The organism is Paraburkholderia caffeinilytica, from assembly GCF_051027425.1.
GTDB lineage: Bacteria > Pseudomonadota > Gammaproteobacteria > Burkholderiales > Burkholderiaceae > Paraburkholderia > Paraburkholderia caffeinilytica_A.
Genome location: NZ_CP186553.1, coordinates 1,589,495 through 1,615,655 on the forward strand (window position 1 = coordinate 1,589,495; position 26,161 = coordinate 1,615,655).

The window sequence follows — 26,161 nt, forward strand, 5'->3', positions numbered from 1 at the left end:
TTCATTCGGGCGCGACGCTGACTCGCATTTGTGATGGTCTGTTACGATCGGCGCGAAGTCTTTCGCTTGCCTTTCTTCACGGTGGCGACGGGGGGAAACGTGCCGTCGTGAAGGTCGGCGGGAGTGAGGCGCGGCGCGCGCTGCAGGTCGCGTGCGAAGTCGTCGTGGACGGCTTGCCATGCGGGCGAATGCACGGACAGGTCCTGCGGATTGCGCTTGCCCTGCGCCCTGCGGATCGCCGCCACGCTCAGCGTCATGGCGCGCGCCAGCACTTCGGGGCAGGGTGTGCTGTCCGTTCCCTCGGCTGTGCCGCACGTGGGCGACGTACCGTGTCCGGCGGAACGGGCCGGCGCGACGGTTCGCTTCAACCGGTCCTCACAGGCCGCGCGTAGTGCGGCCAGCAACGGCTCGTGAAAATTCAGCCGCCATGTGTCCAGCGACAGGCGGGCAAGCCTCTCCGGATCGTTGAACACGGGCTGCGATTGAAGCACGGTGGCGAGCGCTATCGACAGCCGCACGAGCGTGCGCTGTTCGGCGCGTGTAAGCCCAGGATGACCGGAGCCGAGCCACAGCCGCATGCGGGCTTCTAGCAGCACCGGGCCGAGCCATGTGCCGCTTGCCGCGTGTTTGATCAGCTGGCCGATCACCAGAAAGCACAGCAGGTCGCAACGGGTCTCATGAGCGAACGGGTCGGGTGCGGTCATAGCTCTGGCGTGAACGCGCCGGATGGCGCAACGCTCGCAATCTTCGTAGCGTGAATGAAAACGCGCCATGCCGCCGGCATCCGGGACGTGCCCCAGGGCGCGGCGAAAGAATCTCATGGCGCGATGAATGATGCGATGAGCTATGCCACAAGCTGCGTCATAAGCGGCGCAGCGATGTTTCAGGCGTTCTGGACCAGCGCGAGATCGGCCAGACGTGAACTCATTTCCGGATCGGACGGCTTTTCGAAGCTGTCGCAGAATGCCTGGGTCGCGTCTTGTGCGGTACTGGTGTTCTTGACCGCGCTGATCGCGCCCGACTGCGTCGTTTCCAGTTCCTGTTTCAGGTAACCGTAGTTCGCGGCCTGGCTCGACGGATCGAGCCCATTCTGTTTTGCGTAGTTGATCAGGCCTTCCTTGCGGGAGCCGCCCCATTGCGCGATGCCGTAGCCGTTGGCGTTGTCGTCCGCCATGTTGCCGCTCGGCTGGCCGATCGCACCGCCCTGGTTGATGCCCGAATTCATGCCGCCGCTTTCGTGCCACAGATTCGCGACGATGCCTTCCGCTTGCGGTTTCGTGAGATTGAAATCCTGCATCAGGTTGTTCACATACTGTCCCGCGACCTGTTGACTTTGCTCCGGCGTGTTGGCGGCGGTCTGCGGCGCGGTGCTCAGTCCGCTCGACGAGGGGCTCGAACCGACCGTGCCGCTGCCGGTGGTGGCCGCGGGTCCGCCAGTCGATGCGGGTGTCGCCGAAGGCGTGACGGGCGGAGCGGAAGGCGGTGCCGTGCCGGCTGAAGGCGTGGCATCCAGCGAAGAAGGCATTGAAGGCATTCCACCGCCGCTACCGCCGCCGCCACCTGCACCGCTTGCGCCACCCACGCCGCCGTCATCGGAATCGTCGCTGTTGGCGCCTTGCAGCGCCTGCTGGAGCATCGCGAGCAGTTCTTCGACGATCTGCAGAATCTGCTGCTGGCTCATGCCGCCGAGCCCGCTGCTGCTGTTGCTCCCACCCGACACGCCACCCAGGGAGCCGCTTTCGAAGCTGTTCAGGTAATCCATCGGACTGCTTGAGTAGCCGCCTTGCATTACTAAGCCCGTCATGGCTTTCTCCATGCTTGAACCACATTCACGTGCGACGGATCGCGACGAGGCGCCGCCGTATCCGTCAGTGCGCGTCGCAGCGTATGCGCCGCCGCGCGCGGCGGCGACGCATCACGTGCCATGCCTAGACCGGCGCGGGCAGATTCCCTGCGGTCAATGTCGAGGCGCCTGCCGCGAGCGTCGCGGTGCCGTCGCTGTTGTGCTTCAGCTTGCCGCCCAGTGCGTTGAGAAACGTGCCGCTCTTGCCGAGCACGGCTTTGGCGTCGTCGGCGTTATCGAACTGGATCGAACCATCGGGCATTTCCTTGCCGACGTGCTTTTCCGAGCCGTCCTTTTGCGGGAGATACAGATCGGATGAACCGTCGGTGTTCTTCGGGCCTTGTGCGAGGGTGGTGCCGCTGCCGCTCGTGCCGACCTGCAGTTGAACGCTCGACAGATTGGTGTTGGACGAGCCGGTCGCCGGCAGGGTGCCCGTGCCCGGCAGGGTGCTGGTACCCGGCAAGCTGCCGGTGGTCGGCAAGCCGCCCGTGGCCGGCAGCGTCGAGCCGCCGGCCTGCGAGGGCGTAGTGGACGGCGTGCTGCCGCCGCCGGCCTGCTGGATCATCTGCTGGAATTCCTGCAGCAGCTGGCTCAGGATTTGCGCGGGCGAAGATTGCGTGGATGACGTGGTCGAAGCGCCGGTCAGTGGCAGACTGCCGACGTAGCCGCTGCCACCAGGTTGGTTCGACGTAATGGTCGTGGTAAGAGCCATGAATTACCTCTGTCAAAGAAAGTGAGTGGATCGGAGCTGTGCTGCCAGTGATGTGGGAACCGCACTTCCACTTATTCAGAATATCGAATCGATCTGCGCGCCAGCCTTGCGATGCGAAGCGTTGCACCGTATCGCGAACGTCGCGACAGCGAGCTTCATGGCGTCCTTCATGGTCCCATCTGCAGACGCAGCGTCAGCGGCAGCGGACTCCATTCGATCAACGCGACAAAGCCATCCCGCACGGCGATCACGACCCAGCGCCGGTACTCGTGAACGATTTCACCCGGCGTGTAATCGTGTGCTTCGCGCCACCCGTGCGCACGTTTCACCGAGACCTTCGCATTGCGCAGCGGCGCGAAGCATTCGAACAGTCCGCACGCGCGCACGACGCGCATCACGTCGGCCACCGGCTGGTTGAAGTCGAGCGTGCGGCGTGCGTCGTCGATGCGTGGCCAGTAGCTGCCCTGCGTCTGCGGCCGGCTTTCTTCCCACAACCGATGAAAACCGCCGGCCACGCGCGCGGCGAGCTTGCGCGCCGCCATCTGCAATTTCAGCTGCAGCGTTTCGTGGCATTCGTCGCCGGTCATCGCAAAATGCTCGGCGGCGAGCACGTGACCGGTATCGAATCCGGCCGCCAGACGGTGACAGCTCACGCCCCATTCGGAACGGTCTTCGAGCAGCGCCTGAATCGGTGGATAGGGGCCGCGTCCTTCCGGCAGCGGCGACGGATGAAAGTTAACGGCGTGCGGGAGATACGCGCTCCAGTCGGGAATCTTCCAGCTATAACCGGCGACCACCAGCACGTCGCATTGCAGCTCGCGCAGGGCACGCAGATCGTCTTCACGCAGTGCCGACATCTTGAGCGGCAGCCGATGCCGCTCGGCGCGCGCAACGATCTCGTCGTTGAAGTCGATGACGTTGTCGACCGGGATCGTGAACATCGCGACCGGCTCCCAGCCGGCCTCGACGAACGCGTCGAAGACACCGCGCCAGCGGTCGAAGCCTGCGAATGCGAAGCGCATGGTTGCTCCAGGTTGAGGGGTTGACCGCGGGTTTCGCCAAAGCGTGATCTGGCGTTGGCGTGGTCTTTCGCCGACCCGTCGGGTTCAAGTCCATCAATAGAACAGATGTGTGGGCAGCGGTGCGGGGCGTACCGGAAGTTGGACACTGTCAGGCGAAGTGCCGGTGACCGCCGGCCGTGCGGCGTGGCATGGTGTGGCGCGTGCCGGCTCGTGATGCGGCGGGCATAGTCGCGGTGTTTTTAGGGCTGGACGCTTCGCCTTTTGTTCGCGTGCTTCGTATGGCAGGTCATTCGCGGACTCGAAAATTTCATAATTGTCGTGTGAATCGGTAATAGGTCTGTCGACTAACCGAGGGTCATCATTTCATAAGGACAATCATGTCAGGCATCTCGCTTCCGCGGTCCACATCACCCGTGCATTCGACGTCGCCAACCGACACGGCGCTGCCTGCGCCCACTCTGCAGACCACGCCGACCCAGCCTTCGCAATCGCATTCGGAACAGTTCACCGCCTTGAGGCGCTCGCGGTCGACGGAGCTGCGCAGCAGTCCGGCACAGGGGCAGGGGCGACGCCGGACGGCATCGGTGGGCGGGGGCGCGCCGTCGGCGACGGCGGCACCGTTGTCGTTATCCGGAGCAGCGGTGACGGACCACGATCGGGATCATGAGTCGCCACCGGAGTCGCCGGTGTTGCAGCAGACGCCGCTTATGACGTCGGCGGAAACGTCCACGCCGCTTGCACCGCCGGTATCCGAGGCGGTGGTTAAGGAGTCGAGCACGCCGCTGGTGAAGAAGGAGGAAGCGTCTTCGTCTGGAGCAGCGATCAAAGAGACGAGCGCGCCGTTGGTGAAGGAGAGCGACGTGTCGTTGACCAAGGCGACGACTAAAGAGGATAGCGCGCCGCTAGCGAAGAACGAGGAAGCGTCTTCGTCTGAGGCCGCGATCAAAGAGACGAGCACGACGCCGATGAAGGAAAGCGAAGTGTCGTCGTCCAAGGCGGCGACAAAAGAGGAAATCACGCCGCTGGTGGAGAACGAGGAAGCGTCTTCAACTGAAGCAGCGATCAAAGAGACGAGCGCGCCGCTGGTGAAGGAAAGAGAAGTGTCGTCGCCCAAAGCGACGACTAAAGAGGAAATCACGCCACTGGTGAAGAACGAGGAAGCGTCTTCGTCCGAAGCAGCGATCAAGGAGACGAGCACGCCGCTGATGAAGGAAAGCGAAGTGTCGTCGTCCAAGGCAGCGACTAAAGAGGCAATCACGCCACTGGTGAAGAACGAGGAAGCGTCTTCGTCCGAAGCAGCGATCAAGGAGACGAGCGCACCGCTGATGAAGGAAAGCGAAGTGTCGTCGACCAAAGAGGCGACTAAAGAGGAAATCACGCCACTGGTGAAGAACGAGAAAGCGTCTTCGTCCGAAGCAGCGATCAAACAGCCGAGCACTCCGCTGATTAAGGAAAGCGAAGCGTCTTCGTCCAAAGCCGTACCCGAAGAAACGAGCACGCCGACGACGTCCTCAAACGCCGCGTCGAAGGCTACCGCCCAGACCCCGCAGACGCATCTCACAACGCCGCCGCCAGTTCATTTGAACCCGTCGCCAACGCATCTCGCGCCGCCGCTGATTCGCACGAACACAACGACACCGGGCGTATCCGCCCAGCCACGGCAGTCCCAACTGTCGGACCCTATGGTGCAGAACTTCATCCGCAATACCAGAGCGACAACGCAGACGCAGACCCCGACGTCGATCATGCAACTCGGCACCGTCGGCACTCACCGCGCCGCCGGTAACACCGACATCGAAAGCGGCGTACCGGACACCCGCACCCGGTTGGACCAGACGCGTTCCCGGATGGCGGCGTTGACCGCACCGGTACGCGGCGCAATAGCCGCCACGCCCGGCACGCTCAGGGCCACGCCGGCCGCGATCAAAAGCGTGCTGACGCTCATAGCGCAGAACAGCTTCGGTCCCGAAGAACCCTGGAAGGGATGGTCCGCGAACTGGGTGAACACCATGACCCACGAATTGCTCGCTACCGGCGGCACCACGATAACGCGCGAACTGCTCAGTCTGCTGACGGAGTGGGCCATCAAGGCTACTTCCCTGTCGCCCGAGCGTCAGGGGTTCGCTGTCGGCACAATCTTCGTCGCCACAGCCGGAGCCAACCTGATCGCGATGGTGCACAAGAAATACCAGGGCTCGGCGATCCCGACGACGCACCGCGGCCACATGTTGCAGATTACGGCGCTGCTCGGCTCGATGGCGCTGGCCGGGGTAGTCGGTCGCGGCGGTGAAAACGGACAATTCGGCGTGCTGTCGACGCTGCTGCCCTCGGCCATCAAGTCGATCGCTTATCTTGCGCGCGACGTGATCAACCTGGTCCTGCCGCTCGATGGTAATCACGATGCCCTGTACACCAGACCTGTGCAGGGCCAGGCGACGGACGTCTCGTATCTCGGTACCGAGGAAGCGGTGAACGCCGGACAGGATGCCGTCGGCTTATCGGGCGTCGGCCTGCTGGACGCGGTTGGGAGCGGTGGCACGTCGTTACACGATGCGGTTGGCAAGCTGTTCAGCTATGCGACCCTCAATGCCGCTGGCGAAGGCATCGCGAACGTGAGCTTGCGGGTCGCGAACGAACTCTCGGTTCACGGCTTCGGCAGCCCGGAGGCGCTGAAGGCCATCAAGGATTTGCGTCTGTCGTACGGCAAATACGACTCCGAAAAGGGTTCCTTCGCGGCGCAATTTGGCGACAAGATGGCCGGTGCGGGAATTGCCCGTCTGAGCCTTTTCCTGTCGCTCTACGCGGTGACCGGGACGATCGCTTACGCGTTCGGAGGCACGAGCCTTGGCAAGGCGGTGCAGAATCATCTCGAAGAGGTTATCGGCGCCGCGCTGATTATCGCGGGGTGCCTGCCGTTTGCAATGAGCACGAGCAGCGCTCCTGCGGAACAGGAGCCGGCAACCGCGTCCATCACCGAAATTCCGGCGGACGACACGGCGCCGACGCCCACCGTGGTGGCGGACCCGTCCGGCAATCTGTCGCCCGACACGACGCAGCAGCCGTTGGGCGGTTTGCGTCCGGCGAGCGCTGCCGGTTCGGTATCGAGCACCGGCCGTCGAAGCTTCGAGGTGGTGTGAACCCAAAGCATCACGATTGTCCGATGCGCCGCGCGAAAGCGCGCGTGTCTAATCGTTGCCGTAGCCGTGAGGTGGCCGAAGCAGATCGTTTGGAGAAGCGACAAGGATGTTTCCCTATGGCGGCAGAAGACTGTATCCGGCTCCGGCCGGTCAGCGGCATGCTCACGAACAGTTGCAGGTCCTTACGATGACAAAAATCAACTCGAATGTCGCTCCTCACATCGACATGGAATACGAAAGCCGCCTGTATCCCGACTATCCGGACAAGGTCAATCAGGCGCTTGATCGGCTAAAAGCGGGGAGGACCGGCGGCCAGTTGCTTGACAATCTTGCAAGCCTCTCTCGCAACGGCAAAAAGGTCACCATTAGACCCACAACGGGCAGCGCCACAACCAGAGCGGCACTGACGGAAGCACAGCAGGCGTCCCGGCCGCGTATTGCGGGAGACGATCGGGACCCCTTGCATAACAAGGCGGCCGTGACGCTTGCCCAACCCCGTTTTTTCGGCAAGATTAAAGGATCAGGTGCCCGGGCAATTATCCACTGGAATCCGGATCAGTCTCTTGATGTTGACGAACAGGGAAGGGTGTCGAGCAGCAATGATGAAAGCCGCTCGTATCTGGTACTAGGACACGAACTTGTGCATGCGAACAGAATCTTGAAAGGAACCTACACCGGCGGTTCAGGCGACAGATATGACCCGGCGACGCCCGCAGCCAGGGAAGAACGGCGTGCAATCGGTATTGGAGAATTTGATGGAAAAACGCCGTCCGAAAATTCTATCCGGCAAGAACATGGGGAGCCACTCCGGAAAAAGTATTAGCCAGCCAGAATCGTCCTGTCCGTGCTGCCGCTTCGACTGGAAGCGCGGATTGGTGTCTGGTGCGGGTTGAACTACGCCTGGGCGTCGGCACGCAACCCCGCGCTGCGGGAAGCAAGAATCGCGGGCATGGCCGCGAGCGAGTCGATCAGGCCATCGCATCCCAGTGCCGACGCACCGTCCGGCCCGGCATAGCCATAGCTCACGATGAACACCGGTAGACCGGCCGCCCGCGCGGCCATCACGTCGACCGGCGAATCGCCGACCAATACGCTGTTTTCAGGTTCCACGTCGAGTAGCCGGCACGCGTGCCACAGCGGGTCGGGATCGGGCTTCATTCTGGCGATCGAATCCCCGGCGACCAGCACATCCAGATAGCTGGCGAGCCCGGTCATGAGCAGGAGCGGTGCGGCCAGCGCCTTCGGTTTGTTGGTGACGCAGGCCAGCCGGTATCCGAGCCGCTGCAGTTCACCAAGACCGGCGCCCACGTGGGGGAAGACGCGGCCGAGGCGTCCGTTGGTTTGTGCATAGTGGCGATGGAATACCGTCAGCGCATGTTCGGCGTCGATCTGCCGATCCAGGCCGGCCGCCTCGAGCGAACGTCGAACCAGATTGGGGACGCCCTTGCCGATAAAGCCGCTGACGGTCGCGAACGGCAACGGCGCCGTACCGAACTCATCGAGCATGCGGCTGACCGCCTCGACGATGTCCGGCGCGGTGTCGATCATCGTGCCGTCGAGATCGACCAGGACGGCCCGGGTCCGCGCGGCCGTGACGGAAGGCTTCTGACTCATGCTCCGGCAACCTCGGTCAGCGCATGGCGATGCCAGTGGCGCAAGGTGGCGAGATCGACCCAACCGGGTCGTTCATCCGGCACGGAAGAAGGGATCGGCGTGTGGGGTTCACCCAGGTGAGGCAGCACGGCTAATGCGCCCTCAAAACTGTCTTGCGACGTATACGCGGTCGGCGTCACGACGGTGGGGACGCCGGCGGCGCGTGCCGCGCGCAGTCCGTTTGCGGAGTCTTCGAAGGCGACGCAGTCCGCGCCTTTCAGGCCGAGCTGCCGAAGCACGTCGAGGTAGACGTCGGGCGAAGGCTTCTTCACGTGGGTCGTGCCGGCATCGCAAATCGCGGCAAAGCGGGTGCGCCAGGCGGGTCCAAATGGCGCATGCAGCAACGCGTCGAGGTTCGCGGGTGTGGTGGTGGTCGCGATCGCCACGGGAATGGCGGCTGCTTGCGCCTCGGCGATCAGACGCGCAATGCCGGGCCGCAACGGCAAGCCGCCGCCGCGCACGCGCGCCGCGTAATGACGGGTCTTGATCGCATGCACGGCGTCGATCACGTCGTTCACGCTCGTGCCGTCCGCTTCTTCCAGATCGGCCACGTGCCAGTAATGCCGCAGGCGCTCCTTGCCGCCCGCCACCTTGAGAAGACGTGTGTAGAGCGCCTCGTCCCAGAACCAGTCGAGACCCACCTCGGCGAATGCAGCATTGAACGCCTGCAGATGGGCCGTCTCGGTATCGGCGAGCGTGCCGTCGACGTCGAAGATCAGGGCTTGCATGGTCCGCTCCTCTCCTGGGTTCAAGCATCCACGATAGCGGAGCACGATACCGATTTGAATTCAGAGATTCTTTGGACTCCGATAAGACATCCTTTAGGTGTTCGCGATGTGCCGGCACGCCGTGTGTCCGCGCGGAACGCCGCGTTACTTCTTCGCCCGGGGATCGGTCACGAAACCGATTTTCGTCAGCCCGCCGGCCTGCGCGGCCGACATCACGTCGGCGACGCGCTCATAAGGCACCTTGCGGTCGGCGCGTAAATGCAGTTCGGGTTGAGGCTTCGCGCGAGCGGCCTCGGCAATTCTCGCGCGCAAAACGTCGTCGGCCACAGGACGGCCGTCCCACAGAATCGAGCCGTCCGCCTGCACGGCGACGTCCAGATGCGCGGGTTTGACGTTGTCCGGCTGGCTGCTCGCGTGCGGAAGATCGATCTTTACCGCATGTTGCATCGCTGGAATGGTGACGAGAAAAATGATCAGCAGCACCAGCATCACGTCGACGAGCGGCGTCATGTTGATTTCGTTCATCAGGCCGCTTTCGTCGTCGTCGGAGAACGGGGTCATTGCCATTTGAGCGCTCCGTCGTTCGTGCCGTCCTGGGCTCCGTCATGGGTTCCGCCGTTGGTTCCGCCGTTAGTTCCGGCAACACTGCGCGGCACGATGCGCATGTCGGGGCCGCTACTCGACGGCAGTTGCGATCCGGTCACGAAATAAGCATGCAGGCCATGCGCGAAACGCTTGAGCCGGGTCACGATCGATTTGTTGGCACGCGTCAGACCGTTGTATCCCAGCACCGCGGGTATCGCCACGAAGAGGCCGAAGGCCGTCATGATCAGCGACTCGCCGACCGGTCCGGCGACATGATCGATCGATGTCTGGCCGGTCTCGCCAATCAGGATCAGCGCGTGGTAAATGCCCCACACGGTCCCGAAGAGCCCCACAAACGGCGCGGTGCTGCCGATCGACGCCAGCACCGCCAGCCCGCTTTGCATGCGTGCGATGGCGTCGTCCATCGTGTCTTGCAGGCGGCGTGTGATCCAGTCCGACACGTCGATGCGGTCGTGCAGATGCGTCTGGGTCTGCTGATGATGGGCCGCGGCTTCCTCGCCGGCGAGAGCGAGCGCCAGAAGCGGATTGTCGCGCTGAGCCGGCCCCGACGCGTGGGCGCCGAGACTCCTGAGCCCGTCTTCGAAACGATCCGCGCGCCAGAATTGCGCTTCGGCCTGGTGTGTCACGCGCTTGATCCGCATGATGGTCCATAGCTTGACGAGGATCACCGTCCACGACAGGACCGACATGATCAGCAGCGTGCCCAGAATGCAGCGCGTGACGATATCCCCGTTTTCCCAGACATTCGCGAGGCCATAGTGGTGCATGGTCGTTTCCTTTGACTCAGGTTAGTCGGTCAATCCGAAGACGAACGATTGCGAATAGGCGGCGCGTACCGCTTCGCCGTTTTCCCTGTACGGCTGACAGGTTCCGCCGTGAATGGCGGCGAGCGCGGCGTCGTCGAGCCGGGGATAGCCGCTGCTCTTTTGCAGTTGAGCCGTTTCGATACGGCCGCTCAGGCCCACTACGAATCGGACGATCGCCGTGCCGCTTTCATTACGGCGCTTCGATATGTCGGGATAATCCGGTTTGGGAATGTCGCAGTCGATGTGCGAGACGCTTCTTGGCGTGCTCGTCGCCGGCACCGTGCGCCCGGCGGCGGTCGCGGACGCAGTCGCGGCGGGTGTGGCGGCGGATGTGGCGGGCGAGGGCTCGGCGGCAACGGGCGGCGCCGCAGGTCCCGGCGAAGGTGTGGTCTCTCTCGTCATGTCGCGTGAAAGCGGCGCGGTCGTCAAGCCCGGTGCTGCTGCGCTGCTCGGCGCCTTGAGACGAGGCTGAGGCAGGGGTTTGCTCCGTACCGGAGGATGCCCGGCTTGCGGCGCCGCGCTCACGGCGGCCGGCGCGGGCACGACAGGGGCAATAGCCGCCGGCTCATCCCTCAACAACGCCGCAACGATGGTCGGCTCTTCGACGGTCCGCTCGACGGTCCTGTCCCGTACCGCCAACGCCCACACGAGCAGGCCCGCATGCGCGGCGATCACGGCGCCCAGCGCCACGACGACCCGACGGCGCCGTGCCGCATCGATTGCGGTATATCCAGTCGTTGCCATCGCAAGCTGCAGCATGACGGTCGAGGCCTCGCATTGGCCACCTCCGCGTTCATTTTCCACCCCTGCACCGCGTTTTTGAACTGCCGGTGGCCCCACAGCGTCAATTCGGGAAAATCTCCCGCCCGATGTCCGTTGTCAAACGAGCCCCGGATGGACTACTTTGCTTGAATGCCGCGAGCTTTCGCGGCGCAGCGATTTCACTACGGAGTACAACAATGCTGGAGACACGGTTTCGCATCAGAACCCCACAACGTTCCCTCGCTTTCGCTGTCACCACTGTCACCGCTGCCGCCGCCACGGCGTTCACACTCGCGCTCGCCGCGAGCACGGCCTGCGCTGCCGCCCCGGTGGCCTACGTGACCAGCGAGAAGGCCGGCGTCGGCGTGATCGATCTGGATCAGATGACGCTGACAAAGACGTTTCCGGTCGGCGCTGACGGCCCGCGCGGCCTGAGTCTGAATGCGGACGGCACACGGCTTCTGGTGGCCAGCAAGAATACCGGTGACCTGGCGGTGATCGACACGGCCTCGGGTCAGGTCGTGCAGCGCGTGAAGATCGGCAAGAACCCCGAATATGTGCGCGTGCGCAACGGCTATGCGTACGTGACCTACGAACCCGGCGAAGAGGGCGGGCCGCCCGCGGCCAATAACGCACCCAACGGCAAACCGGGTGCCGATGACGATGACGCCAACAAGCCGCCCGCGGAAATCGCGATTGTCGATATGAAGACATGGCGGGTGATTCGTTCGGTGACGAGCGGCCATGAAACCGAAGGCATCGAATTTTCACGCGACGGCCACACGATGCTCGTGACCAATGAGGGCGACGATACGGTTTCCGTCTATCACGCCCGCACGGGTGCACCGGTCAGAACCGTGAAGCTCGCGGCAGGCGGCCGCCCGCGCGGCATCCGTTTGTCGCCCGACGGCAAGGACTATATCGTCACGCTCGAATCGCTGAGCAAGTTCGTGGTTATCGATGCGCACACGTTCCAGGTCGTCAAGACCGTCGACACGAAGCTCGGACCGTACGGGGTCGCATTCGGGCCGGATGGCAAGCGGCTCTTCGTCGCCGCGGCGCGCGACAAGACGGTCCAGGTGTTCGACGGGCACAGCTACGAGCATCTCGCCGACGTACCGGTCGGACAGCGCTGCTGGCACTTCAGCTTCACGCCGGACGGCGCGAAGCTGCTGGTGGCCTGCGGGCGCTCCGATGCGGTCTATGTGCTCGACGCACAGAATTATCAGCCGATCAGGCAGATCGGCGAACTGCCGTTAGCCTGGGGCATCGTCACCTATCCGCATAGCGACGGTTCGATCGAATCGCATTGATCGCTCGCTGCGTGTGAGTCGTTCGCTCTCGTCGATCGACTCACGCCACCGCCCTTATCGCACTACTTCCATGCGTAGTGCAAACCGACCCAGAAGCCGCGCGGCGCGCCTGGCCCGACGAACTGTTCGTTGGTCGGATTGGCGCCGTCGAACGTATGGTTCGGGCCGTTGAAGAAGTTCTCGCCGAGCGCGCCGAAGCTCGCGTAGCGCTTGTCGAGCAGGTTCGTGATGCTCGCGAAGACCTGGAGTTGCTTCGTCACCTGATACGAGGTGTCCAGATCGATCAGCAGATAGCCTGCGATCTTGCCGTTCACATCCTGATTGTTTTCGTCGCCCTGTGCATAGACGCTGCCTCGCCAGGTCAGGTTCGTACCGATGTTCCATTTCGCGGTGGCGGCGTAGTCGAGTTGCAGCTTGACGGTGTTCGCCGGAATGCTGGGAATATGATCGCCCGGCTTGACTGTGATGTTGCCATTCGCATCCGCACTGGAGTTGCTCGGACTGTTTTCGGTCCAACTCGACCGGTAGGTCGCGTCGACGTAGCTGTAGCTGGCCGTGACGGCGAGCGGTCCGAACTGGCTGTGTCCGGACAGTTCGATACCTTGCCGGCGCGTGCGTCCGACGTTCTGGAAAAACCCCTGGTTGCTGGTGGCGCCATTGCTGCTGATGAATTCGATGTCGTTGTCGAGCGTCGTGCTGTAAGCGGCGGCGCTCCAGGTCGTCGCCCGGCCGATCCGTCCGCGTGCGCCGATTTCAAAGGTCTTCGAGATCACCGGCTGGAGCGCCGGATCCGACACGAAGTCGTTCGGCAGCGAGCAGGGCGCGGCCGGATCGGCGCAGGCCAGTTCGATGGCGGTTGGCGAACGCATGCCCTCGTTGTAGGTTGCATACGCTGTGAACGCGGAGGTCGGATTCCAGTTGATGCCGATCGCCGGATTGAAGCGGGAAAACGTATGGTGGCCGTCGAGTTGCGGTTGCGTGCCGCTCGAGTCGCCGATCGTGGCGTCCGCCCAGTTGTAACGTCCGGCGAGCGTCAGCGTCCATTGCTTCGTGAGCGACAAGGTATCTTCCAGATAGATGCCGTAGTTGCCGTTGCGCGTTTTCGCCGCGGTTTCCTGCGTGAAATCGCCAATGCCGACGGTCGCGCGTGAATCGGTGAAGACGGCGTCCTGCGAGGATTGGGTGTACTGGGAGTTGGCAATATCCGCCGACACGCCCGCGACGAACTGGTTCTCCATCCCGCCGAGTTTGCCGAGCAGCGTGAGTTGCAGGGCTGCGCCGTAGCTGTCGGTCGAGACGATCGATTTTTCGTTGGTCGCCTGGGTGGTGTCGATGTCGCCGTCGTCTTCTACCGAGCCGAAATTCGAATTGGTGTTGCTGCTGATGTTGTCGTTGCGGAAATGCCGGTAATAGAGATTGCCGCTCAGTTCGACGTGGTCGTTGAAGTAGTGGTCGCCTGAGAGCGTCACGTAGGCGGCGCTGTTCAGATTCTGGTCGGGGTACGTATAGGGCTGCTTCGGATTGCCGAGGAAGGAGCGCGGAATGGTCTGCGTGCCCTGCAGATCGTTGTCGGCGCCGCCTGCCGATAATGACAGCGTGGTGTCGGCATCGGTATAGCGCAGCTTGCCGAACGCCTGCCGTACGCGGCTGGAATTCTGCTCCGCCCAGCCGTCGTCATTCGCCACGCTGCCGGTCACGTAGTAGTCCAGGTTTTGTCCGATGGTGCCGCCCTGTTCGATCTGCGCGGTCTTGCGGCCCCAGGAGCCCACCGTCACCTCGGCCTCGCCGCCGGGGCTGGTCTTGCCGTTTTTCGTCGTGATCGCGAGTGCGCCGCCCAGCGTGTTGAGCCCATAGGTCGGATTCGAACCAGGGATCAGCTGGATCGTGTCGATCGCCTGTTGCGGCAGCAGGTCCCAGTTCACCACGTCGCCGAACGGTTCGTTCACGCGCACGCCGTCGACGAACACCGAGAGGCCTTGCGGCGTGCCGAGCAACGGCGACGCGGTGAAGCCGCGGTAGTTGATGTTGACCTGATACGGATTGCCTTGCGCATCCGCGATATCGACGCTCGGCAGGTTCTTCGCGAAGTAATCGGTGAGCGTACTGCGGTGCTGTTGTTCAAGGTCCTGGGCGTGAACGGTCTGCACATTGGCCGGCACTTGCGACAATGGCGTGCCGATGCCGAGAAGCGGCGTGGTGCCGACCACGACGATCGGCGCGAGCTTCACCGTATCGGCGTCCGGACTTGCACCGGCAGGCGCGGCGGACGATGCCGCCACGGCTGGCGCGGCCGTGTCGGCCTGCGCCCACGCCGTGACGGACAGGCTTGCAAGGGCGCCGCCGAAGCAGAGGGTGAGGCCGGCGCGCCGCCGGAAGCGCGGCAAGCCGGGCAAGCCTGATAAGCCTGCCAGGAGGGAAGTGCGGCACGCGCGGGATGGCATATTCATCGTTTTGTCTCCTGCCGGATCGACGTTTTTCTTTGTGAGCGCAACCGCGTTACAGCTTGCATGGCGCTTTCTTTCGGTGTGTGCAAAGCTTCGCATAGGCCGCTGCGCGAAACCCGGGAGCTTTTCCCGATATCGCGGGGAAGCGTTCCCAAACGCGCTGCAACAAACCGCTGTGTGCGACCCACTTGAGTAGAATGCAAACGTGATGTCAAGCGACCCCTCGAACCCTTCTTCAGCGCGCCGCGTACCGCCGCATTCGGCGGTACGGCGCGATCTTGCGTGGGTGCTCGCGCTGACGGTGCTGGCTGCCGTGCTCGGCGCGACGTTCGATTTCAGCGAGCGGGCCTATCGCTGGACGCGGGGCCTCGAGCGCTTCCAGCTCGACGAATTGCCGGGCACGCTGTGTGTGCTCTCCATCGGCCTCGCCTGGTTTGCATGGCGCCGCTATCGCGAGACGCGCCGCGAGCTGAGCCGCCGCTGCGTGCTGGAAGAGCAGGCCGAACGTCTGCTTGCCGACAACCGGCGTCTCGACAATCAGGCGTTGCAGGTACAGGAACTCGAGCGCCGCCATCTGGCGCGCGAGCTGCACGATGAACTGGGCCAGTACCTGAATGCGATCTCGCTCGACGCCGCGCGTATCCGCGATCTGTCCAGCGGACGCGAGCCGGAGATTCATCGCATATCGCTCGGCCTGATTCAGAGTGCAAGCTACGTCTACCGGCAGATCGGCGGCATGATCCGGCGTTTGCGGCCCATCGGCCTCGACGAGTTCGGCCTGCCGAGCGCGCTCGAGCATTGCGTCGACGGCTGGCGCGAACGGCTGCCGGACGCGTCGTTCTCGCTGACGATCGAAGGAGATTTCGCCGGTCTGAGCGATACGCTGACCATCACGCTTTACCGGCTCGTGCAGGAAGGGCTGACCAATGTCTCGAAGTTTGCCCGCAGCTCACGCGTGGAGGTGTTCATGGTGCGTGCGCCGCGCGAGGCGCAAGGGCGGCAGGAGACCCGGCTTATCGACGAAATCGTCGTCACCATGGCCGACGACGGCCCCGGCGCCGACCTCGAGAAGCCGCGCGGCGGCCTTGGCCTGATCGGCATGCGTGAGCGCGTCGAGGCGCTCGGTGGCGAATTTCACGTGGCGAGCAAGCCGGCAGGCGGTTTCCTGTTCTGCGCGCGCGTGCCCGCTCACGCAGGGCTTGCCGAACCCGTGAGCTGAAGCCCGAGGCGGTTCGCCATCTGTGCGAGCTGCACGCCGTTGTCGGCGCCGAATTTCTGCCGGATCACGGACTGGTGATTGGCCACGGTCTTCTGGCTGAGTCCCAGTTTTTCGGCGATGCTCGGCAGCGTATAACCCTGTACGAGCAAACGTAGCACTTCGAATTCACGGGCCGACAACTGCCGCCCGGGCGGGCCTTCGCTGAACGCGTTGCGCAGCGCGAGCGCTTGCGAGATATCCGGGCTCAGATAACCCGCGCGCCGGGCGATGGTGCGGACCGCTTCGACCAGCACGTCGGGCGCGCTGGCCTTGGTCACGTAGCCGAGCGCGCCGGCGTCGAGCGCGCGGCGCACGAAAATCGCATCCTCGTGCACGCTGAAGATCAGCACACGCGCATCCGGTTCGCGCGCGAGCATGCGCCGCATCGCTTCGATGCCGCTCGCGCCCGGCAACGAAACGTCCATCACCACCACGTCCGGCCGCAGCGCGCAAAAACGCTGATAGGCTTGCGCGGCGTCGGCGGCCTCGCCGCATACATGCACGTCGGCATTCAGTTCGAGCAGGCGCCGGTACCCTTCGCGCACCACCGCGTGATCGTCGACGAGCAAAACGGAGATGTCTCCCGCTGTCATGGTGAGCCTCCTGTGCCGCTGTGGCCGCCCGTCTTGCCGCTCACCGCGGTGGACGCGAGCTTGCGCGAGTTGGCGTCGTTGCGAAACAGGATCGGCTGCTCGCGCGGCTCGATCGCGGCGGCGGTGCGCCGTGCCATGTTCACTACCTTCACCACCGTGTCGTGCGCAGGCGACTTGTCGCAGACGGGGTCGGCATTGGCCGCATCGCCGGTAAGCAGATAGGCCTGGCAGCGGCAGCCGCCGAGGTCGCGTTCCTTCTCGTCGCAACTGCGGCAGGGCTCCTTCATCCAGGCGAGGCCGCGAAAGTGGTTGAACGCGTCGCTCTCGTACCAGATCTCGCGCAGCGGCGTCTCTTTCACGTTCGGCAGCACGAGTCCGGGCAAACTGCGCGCGGCGTGGCAGGGCAGCGCCGCGCCGTCCGGAGCGACGCCGAGAAACACCGCGCCCCAGCCGTTCATGCAGCGCTTCGGGCGCCGCTCGAAATAGTCCGGCACGACGAAGAAGATCTTGCAGCGTTCGCCATGCGTGCGGCGGTAACGCTCGACCACCGCTTCGGCTTCGTCGATCTGTTCGCGTGTCGGCATCAACTGCGCTTCGTTCTGATGCGCCCAGCCGTAGTACTGCGTGTTCGCGAGCTCCAGGTACTCGGCGCCCATCGCGAGCGCCATCTCGATGATCTTGTCGACGTGCGGCAGGTTGTAGCGATGCAGCACGCAGTTGAGCACCATCGGAAAGCCGTGCTGTTTGATCGATGCGGCAACGCGCCGTTTCAGATCGAAGGTGCGGGTGCTGCTGAGAAAGTCGTTCAGTTCCTGGGTCGAATCCTGGAACGACAACTGGATATGATCGAGGCCGGCCGCCTTCAGATCGCCGAGGCGCTTGTCCGTGAGACCGATGCCGGAGGTGATCAGATTCGTGTAAAAGCCGAGCTTGCGCGCCTCGCCGACCAGCACTTCGAGATCGTCGCGCACGAGCGGCTCGCCGCCCGAAAATCCCAGTTGCGCGGCGCCGAGCGCGCGCGCCTCACGCAGCACGTCGATCCATTGGTCCGTGCTGAGTTCGCGGCTGTGATCCGTATAGTCGACCGGGTTGTAGCAGAACGCGCAGTGCAGCGGACAGCGATAAGTCAGTTCCGCGAGCAGCCAGAGCGGCGGCGCGACGCCGGTCGAGGCCGCGTGAGTCTGTGTGTCGGCAGCGGGCTGCGAGAGGTCCGTCATGGCGTTACTCCAGCCAGCCGCGCAACTGCGCGTCGGCAACGAATGCCCGCACTTCGGGAGCGAGCCCGGTCGTGTTGAACGCCTGTTCCAGGTCGGCGATCAGTGTGTCCATATCGCGCGTGCCGTCGCAACGTTTGAGGATTTCCGCGGCGCTCTGATTGAGCTTCACCATGCCTTCGGGGTAGAGCAGCACGTGAGCGTTCTGAGCAGGCTCCCATTGCAGACGAAAGAGCTTGCTGATCGTCGGACGATCGATGGTGGGCGTGGTGGGCATGGTGGCGCCGGCGCGTGGCAGATCGGTCATTGCGGAAAGGCCTTTTCGATCGAGTCCAGCATGGTCCACAGGATATCGAGCTTGAATTGCAGGATCTCGAGCGCGCGCTCCTGCTGCTCGTGCCGTGTGAAATGATCGAGCGTGACTTCGAGTCCGTGCTGCACGTCGCGCTGCGCCAGCGAAATGCGCGAGCGGAAATATGCAAGACCTGAAGGCTCGATCCACGGATAGTGTTCCGGCCAACTCGCGAGCCGGTCGCGGTGAACCTGCGGCGCGAACATTTCGGTGAGCGACGAGCAGACCGATTCTTGCCACGGCGCGCGGCGCGCGAAATTCACATAGGCGTCGACGGCGAAGCGCACGCCGGGCGTCACCTGTTTCAGCGACCACAGGTCGTCACGCGAGAGGCCGACCGCGTCGCCAAGACGCGCCCATGTTTCGATGCCGCCTTCCTCGTCGCCATAGCCGTCGTGATCGAGAATGCGCAGCACCCAGCGGCGGCGCGTCTCGCGATCCGGACAGTTCGACAGCACAGCCGCATCCTTCAGCGGGATATTGATCTGATAGTAGAAACGGTTGGCGACCCAGCCGCGAATCTGCTCACGCGAACAGCCGCCGCTATTCATCTTCACATTGAACGGATGATGGATGTGATACGCGGTGCCTTTTGCCCGCAACTGGGCTTCGAATTCTTCGCGGCTCCAGGCGGGCCGGTCGTCACGTCCGCTTCGCCCGCTCGTCTCCGTGTCCCGCGGCGGCGCCGTGCCTAAGGTGTCTTTTGCGTTCATGCCGTCTCCGTCTCCTGTTTCATGGCTGTGCTTTTCAACTGACGCTTCATTGCATCGTCTCGCATCGTCTCGCCTCACAGCGTCATTTCATATGTCGAACGTCATTCCGTCGTTCGCCACTTCGATACCGTGTTCAGTCAGGATGCGGCGCTCGGGGCCATCCTCGACGAGAATCGGATTGGTGTTGTTGATGTGAATCAGCACCTTCCGGATGGGGTGAGCGTCAAGCGAGTCCAGCACTTCGATCATGCCACCCGGGCCGGACTGTTGCAGATGGCCCATATCGGCGGCGGTCTTCTTCGAGAGACCCAGGCGGATCATTTCATCGCCGGTCCACAGCGTGCCGTCGACCAGCAGCAGATCCGCCTCGCGCATCGCCGCGAGCACATGTGGCTCGATTGCGCCGAGGCCCGGTGCGTAGAACGCGCGCTTGCCGGTTTGCCGGTTCGTGAAGACGAGTCCGATGTTGTCGCCGCGCTCGGGCGCATTGCGATGCGGCGAGTAGGGCGGCGCCTTGCTCGACAGCGGCAGCGCGTCGATCTGCACGCCGTTCAGCGCGTCGACGGCCAGCGGCGCACCGTCCAGCGCGATGCGGTGATGCTCGACGCCGCAATAGTGCGAGAGGATCGGCGCGACCGGAAAACCGCTGCGCAGGTCCTGCCATACCGCGTCGGTGGCGTAGAGCGGCAGCGGCGTGTCGCGCTCGCGCAGCATCAGCAGGCCGGTGACGTGGTCGATCTGCGCGTCGATGACCAGCACCGCGGCTATGCCGCTGTCGCGCGCGCGGCGGGCCGGTTGCAGTTCCGGGTTGGCGGCGATCTGTGCGAGCAGGTCTGGGGATGCATTGACGAGCAGCCAGTCCTCGCCGTTCGCGCTCACCGCGATGGACGATTGCGTACGCCGCGTCGCCTTTATCGTGCCGCGCCGCACGCCGTCGCAATTGCGGCAATTGCAGTTCCATTGCGGAAAGCCGCCGCCCGCCGATGAGCCGAGTACCTTGATCTTCATGCCGCGTGGCGCAGAATGCGCCCCTCGTGAACGGTTGGAAGGAACATCGTCGTGAGTGCGTGGGCAACGCGTTCGTGCAGCGCGTCGACCGTCAGCGGCGCTTGCGGCGAAGCGCGCCGCGAACTCGGCTGTGAATTCGGCTTTGACCCCGGCTTTGACCCCGGCTGTAACCCAGTCAGTGACCCGTACCGCATCATGGCAGCATCCTCGCAAGCAGATTGTCGCGATCGATCAACTGGTGCTTGAGCGCGCCGGCCACGTGCAGTGCGATCAGCGCGATCAGCGCATAGCCGATCGCCTGATGGAGGCCGAAGAAGAGCTCGCGCAAGCCCGCGTCGTCCCAGCCCCACTTCGGCAGCGGGATGCCCCAGAAGCGAGTCCCATAGCGGTTGAACGACGAACCGAGATAGCCGCATAGCGGCATCGCGACCATTGCTACGTATAAAAGACCCTGCGTAGTGCGCGCGGCGGCGCGTTGCCACGGTCGCATCGGCGGCAAGGGCGGCCGGTGGAGGGCCACACGCGCCATGATGCGGAGAAGCACCAGCAGGAAAACCGTTAATCCGAGCGATTTGTGAAGGTTGAGCAGGGTCGCTTTGAGAGGCAAACCCTTCGGCAGTCCGATCATGTAGAGCCCGAGCGCAAGCAGGCCGACGATGCCGAGCGCGATCAGCCAATGCAGCGCGATCATCGAGCCGGCATAGCGCGGCGCGGATGCGTCGGCGCCCGGCTGTGCGGGGGGAGAATGCGCCATCGTCATGCCTGTCTCCTTTGTTGGCCGGAGTTCGCGCTTTAGCGCGCTACTCTCGTTCCATGCAAATTCGTTGCTAGTTATGCGGTGTCTCTGTCGAACACTGTTTGACTGCCTGTTGCTCGGCCCGAAAGGGCTTTCGGCGATTAGCTTACGACCAGTATTTCGCCGCGTCCGTCGACCGCGAGGTCGCCTGCGTAGCGCGTCGGCAAACTCGCTGCGTGCCACTGAGAAAAGGGTGCGATTTCGCCGGCGAGACTGCGCACGAGGAGCGCCCAGAACACGTCGAAACCGCGACCGCCTCCGGTGAAAGTCGGCGGCAATTGCGCAGGCCGCTGTGTAAGCAGGAGCGTGCCGCGCCTCATACCGTATGCATAATGCGCGCCCAGTTGACCGGCGATGCCGATGGTGCCCGCCACGAGCCGTGACGCGGCAAATTCGCCCGCATTGCCACCGACCAGCACAAGGCCGCGGCGCATGCGATCGGCGAGCCGTGCGCCTACATTGCCATGAATCGTCAGCGTGCCGCCCGTCATGCCTTCCATGTCGCCGACGAGCGCGCCGGCGGCGAAATCGCCGCAATGGCCGGTTACCGTCAACCGGCCGCCGCGCATTTCGCACGCGGTGAAGTGGCCGGCATCGCCTTCGATGCGCAACACGCCGCCCGCCATCTGGAACCCGCTGTAATCGCCGGTCGAACCGTGCACGACAAGATGGCCGTCCGTCATCCGCGCGCCGACGCGGTCGAGCCATGGCGCGGCGTTCTCGATCACCAGGGTGGCGCCGGCGTGAGGCGCTTCCAATGCAGGGGTAGCTTCGCCGCGCGACACCTCGAACACGTCGCCCACGATACACCTGTCATTGCCCGCAGGCAGGACGATGCGCTCGATTTCCGCCACGCTCATGGCCGCGAGCCGCACCGGCAGCAAGGCAGAAGCGTCGACGCGGAAACCCGGGGGCGTTTTCACGCGCAGCGTTGTGCGAAGACTCATGCGCGGCTCCCCTCGGGGCCCGATGTGAGACCCGCAGCGAGGTTGTGCAGATGGAAGTGGTAAGGCCCCAGCTTGCCGCCGTAATTGCCCGCCGAAATCCGCAGCAGGCCCGCCGGCTGCCCGAGCCCGGCGGCCGCGGCGATACCCGCGGTCATGGCCGCGCCGACGTCCGCATCGGTGAGCCCGTCGATCACGATTTCGAGCACGCAACCGGCCTCCGCGCTCAGTTCGCTGCGCGCCGAGAGGCCCATGAGGGTCGGACAGAACGCATCGTTGGTGGACGCGCTCGCTCCTTTGTATTTCGAGCCGACCTTCGATCCCGACCGCACGATGCCGCCCGGAAACGGCATGATCACGTTCGGGAGCCTGCGCATCGCGGCGACCGCGGCCTCGGCGGCGGCGAGCGCGGCGTCGATATCGCGCGCCAGCAGGATCAGGTTGCCGCCGCCCACGGCTTTGACGGTGAGCGCCGTCTCTTCGCAGACGAACTCGCCGTCCATCACCGGCACGCGCCAGTAGCGCGTGTCGCCGAGCATCTTCGAGATCTGCCAGCCGTCGCCGAAAAAGCGCAAGGTGCTGCCAAGCGGCGCGCGGTCGGAAAGCGGTGCGCGGCTCGTTTCCGGATCGATGCCGCCGTATACGGCCGTGGTCGGACACGTAAGTACGCATTGTCCGACGCGCCGTTCGATCTGCTTCGCCAATTCCTTCGACGATACCGCGAACAGCAGCACGGCGACGCCAGGCCGGCCATCCGGCGTTTCCTCAGCGGCCAGCGTTCGTTCGACGCCGGCCTCGCAGCCGCAGCCGATCACCGAGGTCGCGAAACCCGTCAGCGAGTGGGCGGCGTTCATCGCCCACGCCGGCGTATGCGCGGTGATGACGAGCCGGGTCGCCTTCATCGGAAAGGCTTCCGCGAAGGTGGCGTCGATCGTGGTGCCGTTGATCTGCAGGGTCGCCGGGTCGCTCATCGTGTGCGTTTCACCTGTTGCTCAGTCTTGCGCGAAACATTCGACAGGCAGCAGCTTGCCGCCGCGGCAGCAGCTGCAGACCTCGTCGTCGCTGATGGCGGCATGCGCGAAGTTGCTCGCGAGGTTGGCGTCGCTGTAGGCGCGCAGCGTCTTCTCGATGCCACGGTCGAATTCGGGCGAGACGAAATGGATGCCGCCCGTCGGCGTGGCGACGAGCGTGCCGTCGCGCGCGACCAGCTCGCCGTCCTTGAACACATAGGCGGGCGACGTGAACATCCGCTCGCGGTCCGGGTCGTCGCGATAGACGGCGATGTCCGCCGCGGCGCCCGCGCCCAGATGGCCGCGGTCGCGCAGGCCGAGCAGGCGTGCCGGTCCCGCTCGCGTGATGACGGCGATCTCGTACAGCGAGAACTCGCGTTGCAACTGCGGCAACGCGCTCGCCACCTGCGCGTCGGCATTGAGCCTGGCGAGCTGCTCGTCGCGAAACGATTTGTCCATCAGCAGACGGATCAGATGCGGATAGCTCGTAAACGGGCCGCCGTTCGGATGATCGGTCGTCATCGCGACGCGCCACGGGTCGTCGACCAGCAGGAAGATCTCGAGGCCGATGATCCACTGCAACGCATTCACGTAGCTCTGCTCGCGATAGCGGAACGGCACTACGCCGCAGCCCGCGTCACACTCGATATCGCCGACCACCCACTTGTGCGGCCGTGCGAGCGGTGTGTTGCGGAACTGCATCATCGTGTCACCCGAGGCCGTGACGGTCTGTCCAAAGATGATCTGGCCGACGTCGATCGACACGTTCGGCCGCGCGTTCACCGCCTCCGCGATCCGACGCGCGCCCGACGAAAATTTTTGCGGGCCTTCGGTGCCGTAGCTATGAAACTGGATATGGGTGAGATGGATCGGCAGGCCGTCGGCGGCATCCATGGTGGCGATCGTCGAATCGATGTTGCCGGGCACGCCGAGATTGCTCGCGTGAACATGCAGCGGATGCGGCACACGCAGTTCGGTCAACGCGCGCGACAGTGTGTGCAGCACGTCGCGCGGTGTGATGCCGTAGTGCACATGCGGCTCGTCGACGTTCAGCGAGCGCTGGTTGAACTTGAAGGCGGAGATGCCGCCCGGATTGACGACCTTCACGCCGAGCGCCTTGCTCGCGTGGATCGTCCAGCCGATGTAGTCGCGCAGACGCTCGAAGTCGTCGCGTGCGGCGAGCATCTGCAGAAACAGTTCGTCGTTGCCGAGCATCACGTACGCGCCGTGATCGATGATCGGCGTGTCGCCCATTTCGAGGTGCGTGTGGCGTGCGTTGGACGGCATCATCGCCGGTTCGAATGCGGCCGTGTAGCCCATTTCGGCGTAGCGGTAGCCGGTCGCGAGCGTGCCAGGGGTGCAGACGCCGCACGACGGCAGCCTCAGGTAGCGGCCGTTCGCATCCTGCACCGATTCGTAGGCCGCGTCTCGCAGGGGATCTTCGCGATGATCCTCGGGGAGCAGCAGGCGCGACAGATTGGTCTTGCCGCCGCCAATATGCGAGTGCATGTCGATGCCGCCTGCCATCACGATCATGCCGGTGGCGTCGTATTCGCGATCGGCCGGCGTCGTGGCGGGCACGTCGACGATGCGGCCGTCGCGGATCGCCAGATCGCGGCGTTCGCCGTCGACGCCGTTGGCCGGGTCGAAGATCGTGCCGCCCTTGAGCCGGATGAGACTCATGGTTGCACCCGCGCGGCTGGCTGGGCGTGAAGGCGCGCGCTCAGGTGCGCCGCGATCGTTGCCACCGTGGGGAGTGCCGCGCCGCGTGCGGCGGCGAGCGGCATCACGACCGAGCTGTCGACGCGAAACAGATGGCCGCCGCTATCGATGCCAGGCGTTGCGACGGGAATGAAGACGGTGGCGCCGCCGCGTGCTTTCGCGGCTTCGGCTAAGGCGGGATGGCCGAGCACGATCGCAGGCACATTCTGATCGAGCGCTTGCGGCCAGACCGGCGGCGCGAAGCTGGCGACCCACAGCAAGGCGTCGATCTCACCGTCGGCGAGCAGTCTGGCGGTGCGATAACGATAGGGATCGTGGTCGAGCGGCGCTGTGCCGGCGATGCGGGCGGGCGCGGCGATGCGGGTACGAAGCGGCAGACCCGAGAGCCAGGTCACTGTCTGGTTGACCGTCAAGGCGCCGTCCTCGCCGCCGAGCGCGAGACAGCCCGCGCGTACGGTGCGATTGGCCGCTTTGACGATCCGGTTCAAGGCTTCGATTAGCAACGCTGCGTGCGGACCGGGCAGCGCGGCAGGCTCGTAGACAAGCACGGTATAGTGCGCGGCGGCGATGCGCGCCTGCAGCGCCGCCAGTGCTTCTGCCGCGCCCGTCCCGTTGTCTTGCAGCGCGTCAGCCTCACGTCCTTCGCAAAGCGCGGACCAGAGCGCGAGCGTGTCAAAAGGATCGGCGTCCGGAAGAATCGCGTCGATCCGCGTATTCGCAAGGCCGCTCGCAGCGGGGTCGGGACTGCAGCCGACGAACACCAGCTCACGTTCGAGTGCCGTGCCTTCCAGCGTACGCGTGAAGAAGCGCGGATAACGCTGCGACGGCCGGCAGCCGAAAAAAACCAGCAGGTCGGCGCGCACGCGCACTTCGGAAAGGGTGGTGAAGAACGATCCGCGATCCTGCAACGCGAGCGTGGCCGAGCTCATCGCATCGCCGTGCACATGATCGAGGATGGCGCCGCAGCCGGCGGCCAGCGTGTACAGCGCACGGGCGCCGCCGACGTCGGTGGCCAGCGCGCCGAACAACGGGCGGTGTGCCGACGACAGTATCCGCGCCGCGCCGGCCAGGGCAGTGTCGAGATCCGTGTCCTGTCCGTCGACGCTGCTGCGGCACGGTGCATCCGAGCCGCCGTAGCAGGCAAGCGCCTGCGCGAGCCGCGGGCATTCGGTATCCGGCACGGTGAGCGTGGCGTTGCCGTGCGACTCGACTACGAGGTCATCGCACAGCAGCGGGCAGAACGGGCAGGTCCAGTCGCGCGTAATCGACGAGCCGGGCGGAGAAGCAAGCGACGAACCGGGCGACGAGGCGGGCTCGTTGGCCGCGGCCGATGGGCTCGTGGACGATGGATCGATGGGCGAAAGGTGCATGGCCGCACTTTTAGCAAGCTCCATGCCGATGTGCGTCCCGGCGCAGTGGCGCGGGTGCGCGACGAATCGCGCGCCGCGTATGTGGCCTTGCGCTTAAAAGGCCCGATAGGGTCGCGGTATGTGCGCTGCCCTGCATCGGCAGTGTCGAACCGGTG

Annotated in this window: 24 protein-coding genes; 4 read left to right on the forward strand and 20 right to left on the reverse strand. The window is 64.4% G+C overall.

The window, feature by feature from the left end; all coding sequences use genetic code 11:
• Positions 1-41: 41 nt before the first annotated feature.
• The 4 genes from ACOSV0_RS27565 to ACOSV0_RS27580 form a co-directional block, all read right to left on the reverse strand.
• Positions 42-704 (reverse strand): hypothetical protein, encoded by a 663-nt coding sequence (locus ACOSV0_RS27565; RefSeq protein WP_434115478.1) that lies wholly within the window; start codon positions 702-704, stop codon positions 42-44.
• A gap of 179 nt (positions 705-883) precedes the next feature.
• Entirely contained in the window at positions 884-1,804 is a 921-nt protein-coding gene (locus tag ACOSV0_RS27570; protein ID WP_434115479.1) for a phage tail tip lysozyme, read from the reverse strand.
• Between the two features lie 124 nt (positions 1,805-1,928).
• Complete coding sequence (locus tag ACOSV0_RS27575; protein ID WP_434115480.1) at positions 1,929-2,555, reverse strand: hypothetical protein; 627 nt, start codon at positions 2,553-2,555, stop codon at positions 1,929-1,931.
• Positions 2,556-2,722: 167 nt separating this feature from the next.
• The gene (locus tag ACOSV0_RS27580) at positions 2,723-3,577 is read right to left on the reverse strand and encodes a methionyl-tRNA formyltransferase (RefSeq protein WP_434115482.1); all 855 of its coding nucleotides are present in this window, start codon (positions 3,575-3,577) and stop codon (positions 2,723-2,725) included.
• Between the two features lie 377 nt (positions 3,578-3,954).
• Between ACOSV0_RS27580 and ACOSV0_RS27585 the strand changes: the two genes are divergently transcribed.
• Both ACOSV0_RS27585 and xopG read left to right on the forward strand, forming a co-directional pair.
• Complete coding sequence (locus ACOSV0_RS27585; protein ID WP_434115483.1) at positions 3,955-6,714, forward strand: hypothetical protein; 2,760 nt, start codon at positions 3,955-3,957, stop codon at positions 6,712-6,714.
• Positions 6,715-6,901: 187 nt separating this feature from the next.
• Positions 6,902-7,537 carry a XopG/HopH/AvrPtoH family type III secretion system effector gene (xopG, locus tag ACOSV0_RS27590; RefSeq protein ID WP_434115485.1) on the forward strand — a complete coding sequence of 212 codons (636 nt, stop codon included), beginning with the start codon at positions 6,902-6,904 and terminating at the stop codon, positions 7,535-7,537.
• A gap of 71 nt (positions 7,538-7,608) precedes the next feature.
• On the opposite strand, the gene gph is transcribed toward xopG, so the two are convergent.
• The 5 genes from gph to ACOSV0_RS27615 form a co-directional block, all read right to left on the reverse strand.
• Positions 7,609-8,328 carry a phosphoglycolate phosphatase gene (gene gph, locus ACOSV0_RS27595; RefSeq protein WP_434115487.1) on the reverse strand — a complete coding sequence of 240 codons (720 nt, stop codon included), beginning with the start codon at positions 8,326-8,328 and terminating at the stop codon, positions 7,609-7,611.
• Positions 8,325-9,095 carry an HAD family hydrolase gene (locus ACOSV0_RS27600; protein ID WP_434115489.1) on the reverse strand — a complete coding sequence of 257 codons (771 nt, stop codon included), beginning with the start codon at positions 9,093-9,095 and terminating at the stop codon, positions 8,325-8,327. Before ACOSV0_RS27600 ends, gph begins: the two co-directional genes overlap by 4 nt.
• Before the next feature lie 144 nt (positions 9,096-9,239).
• Positions 9,240-9,662 (reverse strand): ExbD/TolR family protein, encoded by a 423-nt coding sequence (locus ACOSV0_RS27605; RefSeq protein WP_434115490.1) that lies wholly within the window; start codon positions 9,660-9,662, stop codon positions 9,240-9,242.
• Positions 9,653-10,468, reverse strand: a complete 816-nt coding sequence (locus ACOSV0_RS27610) for a MotA/TolQ/ExbB proton channel family protein (RefSeq protein ID WP_434115492.1) — start codon at positions 10,466-10,468, stop codon at positions 9,653-9,655. The genes ACOSV0_RS27605 and ACOSV0_RS27610 overlap by 10 nt, the downstream gene beginning before the upstream one ends.
• 21 nt (positions 10,469-10,489) lie before the next feature.
• Positions 10,490-11,251, reverse strand: coding sequence for an energy transducer TonB (locus ACOSV0_RS27615; RefSeq protein WP_434115494.1), 762 nt, complete (start codon positions 11,249-11,251; stop codon positions 10,490-10,492).
• 215 nt (positions 11,252-11,466) lie between these two features.
• On the opposite strand from ACOSV0_RS27615, the gene ACOSV0_RS27620 reads away from it, so the two are divergent.
• On the forward strand, positions 11,467-12,582 hold the full coding sequence (locus ACOSV0_RS27620; protein ID WP_434115496.1) for a beta-propeller fold lactonase family protein: 1,116 nt from the start codon (positions 11,467-11,469) through the stop codon (positions 12,580-12,582).
• A gap of 62 nt (positions 12,583-12,644) precedes the next feature.
• On the opposite strand, the gene ACOSV0_RS27625 is transcribed toward ACOSV0_RS27620, so the two are convergent.
• Entirely contained in the window at positions 12,645-15,029 is a 2,385-nt protein-coding gene (locus tag ACOSV0_RS27625; RefSeq protein ID WP_434115497.1) for a TonB-dependent receptor, read from the reverse strand.
• A 205-nt stretch (positions 15,030-15,234) separates the two neighbouring features.
• Between ACOSV0_RS27625 and ACOSV0_RS27630 the strand changes: the two genes are divergently transcribed.
• Positions 15,235-16,245 (forward strand): histidine kinase, encoded by a 1,011-nt coding sequence (locus tag ACOSV0_RS27630; RefSeq protein WP_434115499.1) that lies wholly within the window; start codon positions 15,235-15,237, stop codon positions 16,243-16,245.
• On the opposite strand, the gene ACOSV0_RS27635 is transcribed toward ACOSV0_RS27630, so the two are convergent.
• The 10 genes from ACOSV0_RS27635 to ACOSV0_RS27680 form a co-directional block, all read right to left on the reverse strand.
• Positions 16,215-16,877: a response regulator gene (locus ACOSV0_RS27635; protein WP_434115501.1), complete on the reverse strand. Its 663-nt coding sequence runs from the start codon at positions 16,875-16,877 to the stop codon at positions 16,215-16,217. The two genes, ACOSV0_RS27630 and ACOSV0_RS27635, sit on opposite strands and share 31 nt — an antisense overlap.
• Positions 16,874-18,094: a pyrroloquinoline quinone biosynthesis protein PqqE gene (pqqE, locus tag ACOSV0_RS27640; protein ID WP_434115503.1), complete on the reverse strand. Its 1,221-nt coding sequence runs from the start codon at positions 18,092-18,094 to the stop codon at positions 16,874-16,876. The genes ACOSV0_RS27635 and pqqE overlap by 4 nt, the downstream gene beginning before the upstream one ends.
• A gap of 4 nt (positions 18,095-18,098) precedes the next feature.
• On the reverse strand, positions 18,099-18,398 hold the full coding sequence (gene pqqD, locus ACOSV0_RS27645; RefSeq protein ID WP_434115505.1) for a pyrroloquinoline quinone biosynthesis peptide chaperone PqqD: 300 nt from the start codon (positions 18,396-18,398) through the stop codon (positions 18,099-18,101).
• A complete protein-coding gene (gene pqqC / locus ACOSV0_RS27650) occupies positions 18,395-19,156 on the reverse strand; it encodes a pyrroloquinoline-quinone synthase PqqC (RefSeq protein WP_434115507.1) in 762 nt (253 codons plus the stop codon). The genes pqqD and pqqC overlap by 4 nt, the downstream gene beginning before the upstream one ends.
• 87 nt (positions 19,157-19,243) lie before the next feature.
• On the reverse strand, positions 19,244-20,164 hold the full coding sequence (pqqB, locus tag ACOSV0_RS27655) for a pyrroloquinoline quinone biosynthesis protein PqqB (RefSeq protein ID WP_434115510.1): 921 nt from the start codon (positions 20,162-20,164) through the stop codon (positions 19,244-19,246).
• 193 nt (positions 20,165-20,357) lie between these two features.
• Positions 20,358-20,924 carry a cytochrome b gene (locus tag ACOSV0_RS27660; protein WP_434115512.1) on the reverse strand — a complete coding sequence of 189 codons (567 nt, stop codon included), beginning with the start codon at positions 20,922-20,924 and terminating at the stop codon, positions 20,358-20,360.
• A gap of 137 nt (positions 20,925-21,061) precedes the next feature.
• Complete coding sequence (locus tag ACOSV0_RS27665; RefSeq protein WP_434115514.1) at positions 21,062-21,907, reverse strand: formylmethanofuran dehydrogenase subunit C; 846 nt, start codon at positions 21,905-21,907, stop codon at positions 21,062-21,064.
• Entirely contained in the window at positions 21,904-22,875 is a 972-nt protein-coding gene (gene fhcD / locus ACOSV0_RS27670; RefSeq protein WP_434115516.1) for a formylmethanofuran--tetrahydromethanopterin N-formyltransferase, read from the reverse strand. Before fhcD ends, ACOSV0_RS27665 begins: the two co-directional genes overlap by 4 nt.
• A gap of 21 nt (positions 22,876-22,896) precedes the next feature.
• Positions 22,897-24,597, reverse strand: a complete 1,701-nt coding sequence (locus ACOSV0_RS27675) for a formylmethanofuran dehydrogenase subunit A (RefSeq protein ID WP_434115518.1) — start codon at positions 24,595-24,597, stop codon at positions 22,897-22,899.
• The gene (locus ACOSV0_RS27680; RefSeq protein WP_434115520.1) at positions 24,594-26,006 is read right to left on the reverse strand and encodes a formylmethanofuran dehydrogenase; all 1,413 of its coding nucleotides are present in this window, start codon (positions 26,004-26,006) and stop codon (positions 24,594-24,596) included. Before ACOSV0_RS27680 ends, ACOSV0_RS27675 begins: the two co-directional genes overlap by 4 nt.
• Positions 26,007-26,161 lie beyond the last annotated feature (155 nt).